Origin of the sequence: Sinisalibacter aestuarii (assembly GCF_027923545.1) — a bacterium.
Lineage (GTDB): Bacteria > Pseudomonadota > Alphaproteobacteria > Rhodobacterales > Rhodobacteraceae > Sinisalibacter > Sinisalibacter aestuarii.
Map to the genome: position 1 here is coordinate 47,779 of NZ_BROH01000014.1, position 13,132 is coordinate 60,910.

The following is a 13,132-nucleotide window of genomic DNA, read 5'->3' on the forward strand; positions in this document are numbered from 1 at the left end:
CTTTCTTTCAGAAAGAATCTCCCGCAACTATTTGTCCGTGTGAACCGCTTTGTGGTGTTCGCCGTGTGCGTCGCGCAGAATGTCGATACCTCCCCAGGCCGCGATCCCGGCGACAATCACGCCGACGACGAGGTCCGGCCAGTTGGTTCCCAACCAGGCGACGAGGCCGCCAGCCACGACGATTCCGAGGTTCGCGGCGAAATCGTTGTAACTGAAGGTGTTGGCCGCGCGGATGTTGACGTCCGGATCTTTGAGCTTAGCGAGCAGCCAGACGCAGACTGCGTTGATAGCCGCCGCGATCAGGGCCATGGCGATCATGATCGTCCCGAGCGGATCTGACCCGCCGATGTAGCGGCGCCATGCATCGTAAAGGATACCAGCGGCGAACAGAATCAGCAGCCCGCCGGAAACGTTCGCCGCCCCGCGTTTCCATTTGTCGGATCGGGACAAAGCGAAAAGGCTGATCGCGTAGACGAAGCTGTCGGAGAGGTTATCGAGCCCGTTGGCGATCAGGGCACTTGAGTCGCCGAAGGCGCCTGTTGCGAAAAAGGCCACGGCCAAACCGATATTGAGCGCAAGAACGATCCAAAGCGTCCGTCTCTCCATTGAATCTTGTCTAGCGGCCATTTTGTGGTTCCAGCTTGTGTTGTACGACACATTAACTTCTGCGGCTGATCTGCGTTCCAGCCGGAATGTTGGCTGAATTCCTTCAGGCCCCGATTTCCTCGTGCTCGGTCAGGCATTCCGAATGGTCCCGCAACACCTCAAGCACCTTGCAGTCTCCGGTCCGCCCGCCGCTGCATTCGTGAACCATGCGTTTCAGTTCCGTGCGGAGCGCCTTCAGGCGGGCCATGCGCTGCTCCACCTGTTTGAGCTGGCGACGCGCGATGGCATCTGCCTCGTCGCAGGGGCGGTTGGGATGGTCGCTGAGGTCGAGCAGCTCGCGGATCGCATCGAGCGAGAAACCGAGTTGCCGCGAATGGCGGATGAAGGACAGTCGGTCGAGCTGTGCATTGTCGTAGCGCCTCTGTCCGCCTTCGGTCCTGCCAGGTTCGGGCATGAGTCCGATCTGTTCGTAGTACCGGATGGTCTGCACTTTTGTGCCAGTCTTCTTTGACAGAGTACCGATCGTGAGCATTTTCGCCTCCATGAAAAAGATACAGTTTGTGTAGGTTTTGCCGTCGGAATAAACAAGTGTCGGATTCACAGACGCGTGAGTTCAAGCTATACCATGATTTCGTGCTTGAACCTCTAGCGGCTAGAGGATGTATCCGCACATGCAATAAGAATCAAAAACAGGCGAACAGGATTGTCCCTTACATCGGCACAGAAGTTTCTTTGGGTTTTGGCAGGCGTGGCAGCGCTTGCCTTCGTATGGCTTTTGCTATGGTCCGATTATCGTGCCGATAGCGCCCGAACTGGCGCCGAGCCGCCTTTTTTCGCTGAGTTCGAACTGACGGACCATCAGGGTATGGTTCAAACCGAGGAGGACTTTGCGGGGCGCTGGATGCTGGTTTTTTTCGGCTTTACCAACTGCCCCGACGTCTGCCCGACGACCCTATCTGAGGTCGCGGCGGTGATGGACGGTCTGGGCGACGATGCCGCCAAGGTCCAGCCGATTTTCATAACAATCGACCCTGAACGAGACACGCCCCCAGCACTCGCCGAATACGTCCCGCTGTTCGATGCGGGCATCATCGGGCTGACGGGCACGCCGGAACAGATCGCCGCCACGTCCGAGACGTTTCCAATCTTCTTTGAGCGCGTCGAAGAGACCGCAGCGCCGGATGGTTACACGATGGGCCACACGTCGCATCTGTTCCTCTTCGACCCCGAGGCAGGCTTTGCCGACTCCTGGCCCTACGGCACCTCCGCCGAAGAGATCCTCGCCGATCTGGAAGAGAGGATCTGACCGAAATGAACCGCATATCCGGAGAAACAGCCCTCGGGCTGGCGTGGATCATCGCGCTCGTCGCCTCGCTTGCCGTGCTTTTCATCGGCGAGGTGCTGGGGCAGACGCCCTGTGTGCTGTGCTGGTTCCAGCGCGCCTTCATGTTCCCCTTGGCCATTGTCCTCGGGCTCGGCCTTTGGTGGCGGGACGGCCGCGTGGGGCGCTACGGCATCGCATTGGCGCTTGGCGGCGGCGCAATCGCCCTCTGGCACATGGGGCTGTACGTCGGTCTTGTTCCCGAACGCATCCAGCCCTGCACGGCCACCGGCCCCTCTTGCACCGATGACAACCAACTGGTCTTCGGCATCCCGATCCCGCTGATGGCGGTCGCCGCCTTCGCGCTGATCGGGGCGCTGTCGGCCCTTTCATTGAAGGACACTCGAACATGAACCGACGCGGCCTGATCCTGTCCGTTCTCGCCCTCGGCGTCGCCGGTTTCGGCGGAGCCACCTGGTTTGCAACCCGCCCCGGCCCGGTGGCCGAAGCGGAGCCTGTTGCGCCGGAACTCGCGGACGCGATGATCCGCCCCTACTCGCCCATCCTCGGGCCTGCGGAAGCGCCCGTCACGATCGTCGAATTCTTCGATCCGGCCTGCGAGGCCTGTCGCGCCTTTCATCCCATCGTGAAGGACATCATGGCCGAGCATGGGGATGCTGTCCGCGTCGTGATCCGCTACACGCCCTTCCACGGCGCGGCATCCGAGGAAGCGATCCGCGTGCTCGAGGCGGCGCGCATGCAGGACATTTACGTGCCGGTGCTCGAGGCCGTTTTGCGGGAACAGCCGAGATGGGCGTCGCACGGTGCCCCGGAGCCTGGTCTGATCCTTCAAATCGCCGCCACGGCCGGACTCGATGCCGAGGCCGCGCGCACGCAAATGCTGGCACCCGATGTCGTGGCGATCCTGAACCAGGATCGTGCTGACGTCGAGACCGTGGGAATTCGCCAGACGCCCACATTCTTCGTGAACGGCAAGCCGCTCGATCCGTTCGGGGAGGCAGAACTGCGGCGAATGGTGGCTGCCGAAGTCGCTGCCGCGTAAAGCTGAATGGAAAGGGCAGGATCAGAACGATGAAAAAGTATATTTTGACCAGCACACTGGCGGCGCTTTTGACCCTTGGAGGGCTCTCAGTGCCCGCGCTGGCCGGACCCGAGGATGTTGTCGTCGAGCACGCGTGGTCCCGCGCCTCCATCGGGATGAACCGTCCCGGGGCCGCTTACATGACGATCCGCAACACTGGCGACGAGCCAGTGACGCTGATCGGCCTTGCAACACCGCTCGCGATGATGCCCGAAATTCACGAGACGAAGACAAATGCCGAAGGTGTGAGTTCCATGAGCCCGGCGGGGGAGATCGCGATCGCCCCGGGCGAGAGCGTCGCGCTCGAACCGGGGGGCCTGCACGCAATGCTGATGCGGCTGCAAGAACTGATGACGGAAGGGGACACCTTTCCGCTGACCCTGCTTTTCGACGACGGAGGCGAAGTGACGGTCGAGGTGCCGATCCTCGGAATCGCCGCGCGGGGGCCAGAGGACTGATGCGGCGACGGGCGATCCTGGGGTACGGGGCGGCTGGTGTCGGGGCGGTCGCCCTGATGCTCTTCGTCGGTTGGTGGCAGGTCGATGGACCCGGTGGACCCGAACCTGTCGGGCAGCGGCCTGTGGCCCTGACCGAGATGGATTTCCGTCTGACGGATCATGAGGGCAACGCGGTCGGGCCAGAAACCCTGATCGGCCGCCCGACGATGGCGTTCTTCGGCTTCACCTACTGTCCGGATGTCTGCCCGACCACACTCTCTGACATTTCCGAATGGCTCGACGATCTGGGAGACGAGGCCGAAGAGATGAATGTGGTTTTCATCACGGTCGATCCAGAGCGCGACACTGTCGAAACGATGGCCGAATATGTCGGCTACTTCCATCCGGCGATCCGCGGCTGGACGGGGCCGGAGGAGCAGATCGCGCGCGTCGCGGACAGCTTCCGCGCCACCTACGAGCGGGTGCCGACGGAGAGCGGCGATTACACGATGAACCACAGCGCGAGCGTCTTCCTGTTCGCAGCCTCCGGGCGGTTCGTCACCATGATCGACTATCACGAACCCAGAGAATTCGCGGTGCCAAAAATTCGCCGCGCTCTGGAAGAAGAAATGGAGGGGGCAACATGAGGCTCAGAACTTTGGCGGCTTGTGTCGCAATTGTGGGGACGGTTTCCGGGGCGACTATTGCCATCTCTGGTTTAATGTTGAAAGAACCCGTGCCGCCGGAACTTGCCCAGGCAGGTAGCTGGATGCCCCAAGGTCCTGAAGCCCCCCAGAACGTTGACATCCTCGTGACGCTGCCCGCGACGGCATGGGCAGAGGATGCACCCGACCTCGGCCCCCTACCCCTTCTGCAGGTCGCGTTTGCCGACAGGCCGGTAAGGGCGATCGAGCCACCGCTGTCGACGTGGTCGCGCGACATTGCACCTGGCGAGACGCTCGATTTCTTGCTGTCCGAAGCTGGACTTGCGGCACCTGACAGAGCCGAAGTTGCCCTCGCGCTTGGCGCGGAATACGATCTGCGACGGCTGCGGCCGGGGCACTCGGTCACTGTTGCTTCGACCATGGACGGCAGCCCCCGCACCGTCTCACTCGCCGTCGAGGACGGAGTGCGGATCGAGGTGGTTTTCGGCGAGCAGTTGTCTACGCAGGTCGTGGCTCCGGATCCGGAGATCGTAACCCTTGCCGGCAAAGCCGTGATCGGCAGCTCGATCTTCGCGGCACTCGACGAAGCCGGCATACCCGCCCGTTTTTCCGTGGACCTTGCGCAGATGCTGGGTGGGACCGTGGATTTCCGCCGCGAGATGGCCGGCGGCGAAACACTAAGGCTTCTCTGGCGTGAGGCGCGGGTCGGCGAGGACAGGATCGGACAGCCCGAACTCGCCTTCGCCGCACTGGAGATTGGCGGTTCGCTTTACGAGATCGTATGGCCGGACGACGGCAGCGGTCAGGCGACGATCTACGTCGATGGCGAGGTGCTGCGTGTCTTCGCACAGCCGGTCGAGGGTGCGCGCCTCAGCTCGGTGTTCGGACGCCGCACGCATCCGGTCTTTGGCAACGTCCGGATGCACACCGGCGTCGATTTCGCAGCGGCACGTGGGACACCGGTTCAATCGACGGCACCGGGGCGGGTCAGTTTCATCGGCTGGCGGGGCGGCTATGGTCGAGTGGTCGAAATCGCCCACGGCTCCGACACCATGACGCGCTACGCGCATCTGAGCGCCGTGCCGGATGGCCTGGCACAAGGCCAACGCGTGACGGCGGGAGATGTGATCGGCCGCGTCGGCGCGACTGGCACGGCGACAGGTCCGAACCTGCACTACGAAGTCCTCGTGGATGGGCGCCCGACTGACCCGCTCTCTGACGACCGGCTCGCCGAAGCAGCCGAGAGCGAAGCGGATGATACCGCCGCGCTCTCGCGTCTGGCCGAGGCGCGCGCGCTTCTGAATCAAAACCTCGGCAGCGAGATTGCCGAAACGACAACCGAAAGGCTCTGACCCATGAAACGCATGACCCAAGCTCTGGCAATCACCCTCGCCCTGTTCCCGGCGGCCCAGGTCCTCGCAGAGGCAACGGCGATCGAGGTCCGCAAGACGAACGGTTGCGGCTGTTGCCTGTCTTGGATGAACCATCTCGAAGAAAACGGGTTTGCGCCGACGGGCGAGAACATGTTCGGTGGGTCGCTGGTTCGCTTCAAGCTCGACAACGGCGTGCCGCAGCGCATGGTCTCCTGCCACACCGCGCTCATTGATGGCTACGTGATCGAAGGCCATGTCCCGGCCGCTGACATCCGCCGCATTCTCGAGGAGCGCCCGGACGCCGTCGGCCTCGCCGTTCCGGGGATGCCCTATGGCTCGCCCGGCATGGGGCCAGAAGACGACCGCGAGGCCTATGATGTCTTCCTCATCCGCAAGGACGGGTCGACGGAAGTCTTTTCGAGCTACGCCGAAGGATAATCTGGCTCGCCCATGGAAAATCTGTCTCCGATAATGCTCGGCTTTCTCGGAAGTCTCGCCGCCGGATCCCTTACGGCAGTCGGGGCAGCTCCCGTGCTGTTCGGGCGCATCCCGTCCCGGGCCACGCGCGATCTGTCGCTCGGCTTCGCTGCCGGTGTCATGCTGTCAGCCTCGTTCTTTTCGCTGATCATCCCGGCATTGGATGCGGCAGAGCCAATGTTCGAAAACGGCGCGATGCCTGCGGCCATCGTATGCGTCTCGATCCTTCTGGGCATGGGGGCTGTCGCGCTGATGAACGAAAAGCTGCCGCACGAGCACTTCAAGACGGGACGCGAAGGGCCCGAAGCGGCGTCTTTGCGGCGGGTCTGGCTGTTCATCATCGCGATCACGATCCACAACTTCCCCGAAGGCCTCGCGGTCGGGGTCGGCTTCGGATCCGGAGGTATGGAGGGCGGTCTGCCGCTCGCCATCGGCATCGGGCTTCAGAATGCGCCCGAAGGATTGGCCGTCGCTGTATCTCTGCTGGGCGAGGGATATCCTAAGCTGCGCGCCTGGGGCATCGCGGCGCTGACGGGCATGGTCGAGCCGATTGGCGGTTTGCTCGGGGCCGGCATCATCACACTGTCGGAACCGCTGCTTCCATGGGGTCTGGCCTTTGCCGCGGGCGCAATGCTCTACGTCATTAGCCACGAAATCATCCCCGAAACCCATCGCAGCGGCCATCAGAACAGGGCGACGCTCGGTCTCGCAGTCGGGCTCGTTCTGATGCTGTTTCTCGATGTCTGGTTGGGGTGAGGCAATGTCACTCAACAAGGTATCTCCGATGATCGGCGTCTTCGCAGCGCTTGCTACGTTCGCGATCGATCAGATCACCAAAGCCATTGTCGTTGCGAATGCCGTCACTTTAAGCGTCGGGATTTCCGTGTTTCCGGGATTCAACCTCGTCTTTTATCGTAATGACGGCGTGACTTTCGGGATGCTGGGCGGCGCTCCGTGGTGGAGCCTAATCGCTCTCGCTCTTGCCATTTGTATCTGGCTAGGGGTTATGCTGTTTCGCGCCGAAAATGCGGTCGAAACACTTGCCTATGGCGCGATCATTGGCGGAGCCCTGGGCAATGTCATCGATCGTGTGCGGTATCGGGCTGTAACAGACTTTCTCGATTTCTACATTGGCACAACACATTGGCCTGCCTTCAACATGGCCGATGTATTTGTCGTCAGTGGCGTGGGGCTCTTGCTCGCCGCGCCATGGATCAGCGCGCGGCGTTCGATCAAGTCGTGAAGCCGGAAATTCTGAACCGCATCGCTCTGCGCCACCGTTTTCTTTCGCGGATGACGCTTGGTTTCGCCGCCGGGGCGCTGACCGTTCTGACTTTCCCGCCCTTCTCGCTTCTCCTGCTTGTTCCAATTGCCTATTCCGCGTTGTTTGTCGGTCTTCGCGATCTCTCCTTCGGGCGCGCTTTCCTCGTCGGCTGGGCGTTTGGTCTTGGCCAGTTCGGTTTCGGGATTTCGTGGATCGCGGAAAGTTTCTACGTCGAGGCCGGGCGGTTTGGGACGATGGCGATCCCGGCGGTCGCGGGATTGTCCGCAGGTCTCGCGATTTTCCCAGCCATTGCCGCCGCGCTTTTTGCCGAAATCGCGCGGCGCGGAGCCATGGGCAGTCTCTTGGCCTGCCTCCTGTTCGCGACCTCCTGGACCGCTGCCGAGTGGTTGCGAGGTCACGTTTTGACAGGATTTCCGTGGAACCTCGCCAGCTACGCTCTGGTCGATTACGCCGCTTTTCGCCAGCCCGCCGCCTGGGTCGGAAGCTATGGGTTAAGCTTTCTCACCGTGTTCGTTGCGTTACTCCCCGGCGCGGCTGCCATGGCGTCCGGGCGGCAACGATTGACCATTTCGCTCATGGCGCTGGCCGGCATAGCGACGATGTGGGCTGTCGGCACGCTTCGCCTCCAGTCGGATGCACAACAGCCACCCGGTGTCGATTTGCGCATCGTCCAGGGCAACATTCCACAAGAGGAGAAATGGGCGCCCGAGAACCGCGAGGCGACCTTCGCGCGCTATCTTGAGCTTTCAACCCGGCGCGGCGATTTCGACGTTCTTCTCTGGCCGGAAACCGCCTTTCCGGGTTTCCTCGATGAGGATACGGAGGCACAGGCCCGCATTGCCGCTGCGCTACCGGAAGGCAGCGTGCTGCTCACCGGGGTGCCGGACCGTGTACCGAGTGAGGATGGGATCCAATATTTCAACACGGTCCAGGCTTTTGGCGAGACCGGCAAAATCCTGACCGGATACGCGAAACACCATCTCGTACCCTTCGGCGAATATGTGCCATTCCGCGGCTGGTTGCCCATCGAGCGGCTCACGGCGGGTCTGGGCGATTTTACGCCCGGACCGGGCCCGCGAACGCTTGCGCTTCCGGGTGTGCCGCTGGTCGCCGTGGCGATCTGCTATGAGATCATCTTCCCAGGGCATGTGGTCGACGACCTGTTCCGGCCGGACTGGATTTTCAATGCGACCAACGATGCTTGGTTCGGAACCAGCATTGGACCGGAGCAGCATCTCGCCTCCGCACGCATGCGCGCTGTCGAGGAAGGGCTTCCCATCGTCCGGGCCGCAAACACAGGGATCTCCGCGATCATCGACGCAAACGGTGACCTCGTCGCGCGGCTCGGCAACGGAGAAACCGGTGTCATAGATGCGGCTCTGCCCTCTGCTCATCCGTCAACGCTCTATGCGCGCTTCGGCGACTGGGCGCTGCTGGCTCTCATCTTCACTACTTGGGCCGTGGGACTGGCTGCAGGTCTGGTCGGCACACACCGGTGCAACAAGAGAACAAGAACGGAGAAAAAGTCATGCTGGTAATCGCGGGCATTGTCGCGGGTGCGATCTGGGGTGGATATCTGGCGCGACGCCGAAAAGGAAACCGGCTGGATATCCTCCAGTATGCGGCGAGTTCGGCGATCGCCTTCGGTCTTCTCACCTATTTCATATCGGTGGTCCTCTTGCGCATCTTTTTTAAGAAGGGTTTCGAAACAGCACCGACATGAGACGGCTTTTCAACATATTGCTGTACGGGTTTCTGGCAATCTGCATCACGGTATCGGTTGGTTCCGGGTTGGTCTATTTTCTGCTGAGCGCATCCGTTCCCGATTACGACGAGGACTTCACGGTCGCAGGCTTAGGCGGACCGGTCGACATTCTGCGAGATTCTTCGGCAGTCCCGCACATCTCCGCAGCTTCCGCTGCGGATGTTTACTTCGCGATCGGCTTCGTTCACGCCCAAGACAGGCTCGGTCAACTGTTAAGGGCAAGGCGAAAAGCGGAAGCTTCGTGGCCATCGGATGAGATCTTGGACCTTGAGCCAGCGGTCTCAGACGCGCTCGCATCCTATGCCGCCGGCGTTAATGCGTGGCTGGAGCTAGTGTCGGAAGGCGGGCGTGGCCGAGGCTCTCCGGAGCTGCTGATCGCAGACGAACGGTCGATCGCGGCCTGGACACCCGGCGATAGCCTGAGGATTGCCCGGTCTTTCCTGAATGGCCTGCGACCGGGAAGCGCACGGGAAGGAATGCCGAGTATATCAGGTGCCATTATACCGGCGGATCGCCTGAGAGTGCCCGAACTGTTTGCGACTGATCCGGAGCAGCGCCTTGATGCATGGGCGATCGACGGCGACCGAACAGCGACCGGAACGCCAATTCTAGCCGCCGATATCAGCGGTTCCCTGTCGCTTCCCTCGGAATGGTATCTCGCAGATCTTCAATTTTCGACAGGGCCGGCCATAGGGGCCACAATACCGGGCGTACCTTTCGTTATTGTCGGTCGCAATGCGCGCGTCGCCTGGGCCTTCCGGTCATTTCCCGTGCCAGACGAGGAGGCACCAAGGGGGCCGTCACCCGTGCGGGCGGCAGGTTTCCTGACGATGCTGGAGCTGTTCGCGCGTTCGGCCGACGCGACCGATGCCATCGGAGTTGCCGCAGACATGTTGCCGAAGGGCATGGAGGCATTGGCCATTGACCGAGAGACCGTTGCCCGATGGCCAAGAGCGGAGGCCGTACGGGCGTCGTCTTTTCGCGACATTCGACTGGCGGAGCTTGAAGCGCGGCAATCGATCTTCTCGACGGAAGGCGCCATCGGTGTTCAAAGGGACACCGTAAGTTCCGTGGCGCGAACCCTCCTGCCCCTGATGGCGAAAGAGCTTTGGTTCGTGCAGTCCAGAGACAGCATCGAAGGCACCGATGCGGACAGCCTTCGTCGTGAGCTTCTGGACAGGCTTGCCTCGTGGAATGGCGAAATGGATCGCTATTCACCGGAACCTCTGCTGTTCTGGACCTGGGTCCGGGCTTTGCAGCAGCGCATTTTGAAGGACGAGTTTCCGACAGCGGAGCAACTCTGGACCCGTCCGAACCCAAACTTTCTTTATGCGGTACTCAGCGATCGTCGCGGTAGCGCGATCTGGTGCGACATCCGCCTATCCTCACCTCGCGAGACATGTGAGGAGCAGGTTCGCGTGGCCCTGGATGATGCCCTTGGCTGGCTGGTCGATCGATATGGGCGCGATCCCTCGACGTGGACCTGGGGGGAGGAGCATAGATTGGACATGCAGTGGTCGCCAATCAGTTCACGTGGGTTGCTGACCGACCTGCTGTCCCTTCAAGCGCCGATTTCAGGCGATCCGTATACGCTATTCTTGACATCATTTGGTGTCGAAGAAGACCGTCCATTCCTTGTGAGTGCCGGAAGCAATTTTCAGGCGGTCATGTCGATATCGGAAGCAGCGGGATCATACTACATCTCGCCCACCGGACAGTCGGGACATCCGCTATCTCGATTCTACGACAATCTCTTTCCCTCCTGGATACGAGGCGAATACCTGGCCATGTCGACCGATCTGTCACTGGCCCGTGGCGGCGCTTCCGGGATCTCGCGACTCACACCGGCTACCTCGGACAGTCCTCGGATGAGCGAGGGCCAGAGCGAATGATCACGAACCTCTTCTTTCTTTACGACCCTTTCGGCGATGCGCTGTCACCGGTGTCGCTCATTGTTGTCGGCCTTACAGCATGGCTGTTTTTGCGTGGGCTCAAAATACACGTTCGCTGTCTCGGAAGGGTTTCTGGCTGGCGTCGAACCGTCTTCTTTGTCGGCCTCGCGGTCGTCCTCGTCGCGACGAATGGGCCGCTCCCGCCATTGGGGCACAGTCTGTTTTCTGTACATCAGGTCGAGCATCTTCTTCTGCGACTGGTAGGACCGCTTCTTATCGCGGTTTCTCAGCCCTGGCTTGGCCTTCAAGCCGGATTGAAAACGGAATGGCGCCGACGCCTTGCCGCGATTGGGCGTGCGCGCATCCCGCGATTCTTGGCGCTTCCTGCATCTGCCACCTCCCTGTTGATTGGCGCGCTTTTCGTCTGGCAGATCCCGATGATCTACGCCCTTACACAACGTATTGCGGCGATGGAAGCGCTGGCACATCTGTCTATGGTGCTGGCGGGGCTTTGGTACTTTGCTATGCTGTTCGATCCGCGTGATCCGCCTGAAGGAGCGCGGCGCGGTGCTCGACTGATGTCAGGGTTCGTGGTGATCGTTTCCAACATCTTTCCGGGCTCCCTGACAACGCTCAAGGAGGTGCCCCTCTATGGATCAGAAATCATCGCAGCGAGCGGTGGTCGACTTCGCGCCCTGGCTGACGAGACAATCGGCGGCTACGTAATCTGGGTCCCGTCGTCGATGGTTCTCATCGTGGCAATCATCCTGGTGCTCAACGGCTGGAACGCGGCGGAGGAACGGCGCTGGACGTCCCGCTACGACCTGATGCGCCAATCGAATGCGGCGGCGCTCGAGTTTCCGGAAACCGCGGAGGAACTGCGTCTGAAAGTAGAGAAGCCGAACCGGGACATGGGCCGTACCCTCGCCCTTGGCGCATTCGCCATGTTCATGGTTGTCATGATTACCGTCGTGACCATCGTCTATGCCCTCGGATAGATTGAATTCGACATGATACCAGACGTATTCTTCCCCGCTAGGGCCCGCCTGTTTCGCCACTGCCACGGCTGGACACATATTGTAGTGTCCTTACGCGTACCGGGTGCTTGCGCTGGCCCACGGCGGCGAGCGTCACTTTGGCCGTGATCGCCATCGAAGCGATCAACGTCGCCCTGTGCCGACGATTTGCCTGATTTGACGGAAGATCATCTCCTCCCATCAGGCGTAGATGTCGATCGGTGTTCCGTCTTTCACCATTGCATAGATGTCCTCGATCTGCCGATCTGTGACCGCGATGCAGCCAGCTGTCCAGTCGCGGACGTCCGTTGGGTCGATGCCTGGGCGTGGACCACCATGGATGAAGATGTCGCCGCCGGGGGAAAGGCCCTGCGCTTCAGCAAAGGCGATGTCGGCCTCATTCGGATAGGAGATGCCAACCGAAAGATGATACGTGCTTTCGGGGTTGCGCTTATCGACTACGTAAGCGCCCTCAGGGGTCCGGCCGTCTCCCTCGAATTGCTTGTGACCCTCAGGAGCGAAACCCAGCCCGACCGGATAGGTTTGCAATACGCGATCGGCTCCGTCCAGAACAAGCAAACGCTGCCCCTTGTAAAGCCGAACACGGGTCACCTCGGGTCCGCCATAGCTGCGGAACTTGCTGGCACAGCCAGACAAAAACGCTGCCAACCCGCCCAACAGGACGGCGCGGCGGGGAAATCGGATGGTTTTCACTGCTCGATGCCTCTTTCGTGAGGTCTGATATGGACATTACGTTACCTTGCAAATGCTGCGTGATCAATGTCCGTGGGCAAGCGCGGCCTTTGCCATCTCTGGACCAACCTGCTCACCGCTGAATGCCTTGCGGGCCTACCGCAGCGCCTTGAGGGCGACCGGCAGGGAGGCCACGGCAAGCCTTAATCGAACAACTCGTGAAGCCAGGATTTGCGGCGATAGCCGTGCTTGCCGTCGCCGCCGCCGTGCTTTCCGCGCCGGTAGCCGCGATCATCGTCGTAGCCGCGCGGCTCAGGCACCCGCTGAGGCGTCACATCGGGTGCCGAACGCTCGATGATCTTGTCCAGTTCGCCCCGGTCTAGCCAGACACCCCGGCAATCGGGACAAAAGTCGATCTCGATCCCCTGGCGGTCGGTCATGCTCAAGGGCACCTCGCAAACCGGACACATCATCCTGCCCTTCACGCTCATGTCTCGTCT

17 protein-coding genes are annotated in these 13,132 nt (G+C 61.3%); 13 read left to right on the plus strand and 4 right to left on the minus strand.

Annotated elements, in window-relative coordinates; genetic code table 11:
- Positions 1 to 27: 27 nt before the first annotated feature.
- Positions 28 to 606 carry a cation efflux transmembrane domain-containing protein gene (locus tag QMG28_RS18075; RefSeq protein WP_088726088.1) on the minus strand — a complete coding sequence of 193 codons (579 nt, stop codon included), beginning with the start codon at positions 604 to 606 and terminating at the stop codon, positions 28 to 30.
- A gap of 103 nt (positions 607 to 709) precedes the next feature.
- Positions 710 to 1,138 carry a MerR family transcriptional regulator gene (locus QMG28_RS18080; RefSeq protein ID WP_013959865.1) on the minus strand — a complete coding sequence of 143 codons (429 nt, stop codon included), beginning with the start codon at positions 1,136 to 1,138 and terminating at the stop codon, positions 710 to 712.
- Between the two features lie 207 nt (positions 1,139 to 1,345).
- On the opposite strand from QMG28_RS18080, the gene QMG28_RS18085 reads away from it, so the two are divergent.
- Genes QMG28_RS18085 through QMG28_RS18145 form a run of 13 tightly spaced genes read left to right on the plus strand, consistent with a single transcriptional unit; the run spans position 1,346 to position 11,921 of the window.
- A complete protein-coding gene (locus QMG28_RS18085; RefSeq protein ID WP_281843687.1) occupies positions 1,346 to 1,912 on the plus strand; it encodes an SCO family protein in 567 nt (188 codons plus the stop codon).
- Between the two features lie 5 nt (positions 1,913 to 1,917).
- Entirely contained in the window at positions 1,918 to 2,340 is a 423-nt protein-coding gene (locus tag QMG28_RS18090; RefSeq protein ID WP_281843688.1) for a disulfide bond formation protein B, read from the plus strand.
- A complete protein-coding gene (locus QMG28_RS18095; protein WP_281843689.1) occupies positions 2,337 to 2,990 on the plus strand; it encodes a DsbA family protein in 654 nt (217 codons plus the stop codon). Before QMG28_RS18090 ends, QMG28_RS18095 begins: the two co-directional genes overlap by 4 nt.
- A gap of 29 nt (positions 2,991 to 3,019) precedes the next feature.
- Entirely contained in the window at positions 3,020 to 3,487 is a 468-nt protein-coding gene (locus tag QMG28_RS18100) for a copper chaperone PCu(A)C (RefSeq protein WP_281843691.1), read from the plus strand.
- Positions 3,487 to 4,113: an SCO family protein gene (locus QMG28_RS18105; RefSeq protein ID WP_281843692.1), complete on the plus strand. Its 627-nt coding sequence runs from the start codon at positions 3,487 to 3,489 to the stop codon at positions 4,111 to 4,113. The genes QMG28_RS18100 and QMG28_RS18105 overlap by 1 nt, the downstream gene beginning before the upstream one ends.
- Entirely contained in the window at positions 4,110 to 5,483 is a 1,374-nt protein-coding gene (locus QMG28_RS18110) for a M23 family metallopeptidase (RefSeq protein ID WP_281843693.1), read from the plus strand. The genes QMG28_RS18105 and QMG28_RS18110 overlap by 4 nt, the downstream gene beginning before the upstream one ends.
- Positions 5,484 to 5,486: 3 nt before the next feature.
- The gene (locus QMG28_RS18115) at positions 5,487 to 5,942 is read left to right on the plus strand and encodes a DUF411 domain-containing protein (RefSeq protein WP_111734014.1); all 456 of its coding nucleotides are present in this window, start codon (positions 5,487 to 5,489) and stop codon (positions 5,940 to 5,942) included.
- A 12-nt stretch (positions 5,943 to 5,954) separates the two neighbouring features.
- Positions 5,955 to 6,737 (plus strand): ZIP family metal transporter, encoded by a 783-nt coding sequence (locus QMG28_RS18120; RefSeq protein ID WP_013959873.1) that lies wholly within the window; start codon positions 5,955 to 5,957, stop codon positions 6,735 to 6,737.
- A 28-nt stretch (positions 6,738 to 6,765) separates the two neighbouring features.
- Complete coding sequence (lspA, locus tag QMG28_RS18125) at positions 6,766 to 7,224, plus strand: signal peptidase II (protein ID WP_281843711.1); 459 nt, start codon at positions 6,766 to 6,768, stop codon at positions 7,222 to 7,224.
- A complete protein-coding gene (gene lnt / locus QMG28_RS18130; protein WP_281843696.1) occupies positions 7,191 to 8,804 on the plus strand; it encodes an apolipoprotein N-acyltransferase in 1,614 nt (537 codons plus the stop codon). The genes lspA and lnt overlap by 34 nt, the downstream gene beginning before the upstream one ends.
- A complete protein-coding gene (locus QMG28_RS18135; RefSeq protein ID WP_066707510.1) occupies positions 8,795 to 8,989 on the plus strand; it encodes a hypothetical protein in 195 nt (64 codons plus the stop codon). Before lnt ends, QMG28_RS18135 begins: the two co-directional genes overlap by 10 nt.
- Positions 8,986 to 10,923 (plus strand): penicillin acylase family protein, encoded by a 1,938-nt coding sequence (locus QMG28_RS18140; RefSeq protein ID WP_066707513.1) that lies wholly within the window; start codon positions 8,986 to 8,988, stop codon positions 10,921 to 10,923. The genes QMG28_RS18135 and QMG28_RS18140 overlap by 4 nt, the downstream gene beginning before the upstream one ends.
- A complete protein-coding gene (locus tag QMG28_RS18145) occupies positions 10,920 to 11,921 on the plus strand; it encodes a cytochrome c oxidase assembly protein (protein ID WP_281843697.1) in 1,002 nt (333 codons plus the stop codon). Before QMG28_RS18140 ends, QMG28_RS18145 begins: the two co-directional genes overlap by 4 nt.
- Positions 11,922 to 12,140: 219 nt before the next feature.
- On the opposite strand, the gene QMG28_RS18150 is transcribed toward QMG28_RS18145, so the two are convergent.
- Both QMG28_RS18150 and QMG28_RS18155 read right to left on the minus strand, forming a co-directional pair.
- Complete coding sequence (locus QMG28_RS18150) at positions 12,141 to 12,653, minus strand: L,D-transpeptidase family protein (protein ID WP_040618649.1); 513 nt, start codon at positions 12,651 to 12,653, stop codon at positions 12,141 to 12,143.
- Between the two features lie 182 nt (positions 12,654 to 12,835).
- Positions 12,836 to 13,123 (minus strand): TFIIB-type zinc ribbon-containing protein, encoded by a 288-nt coding sequence (locus QMG28_RS18155; protein ID WP_066707524.1) that lies wholly within the window; start codon positions 13,121 to 13,123, stop codon positions 12,836 to 12,838.
- Positions 13,124 to 13,132: the final 9 nt, after the last annotated feature.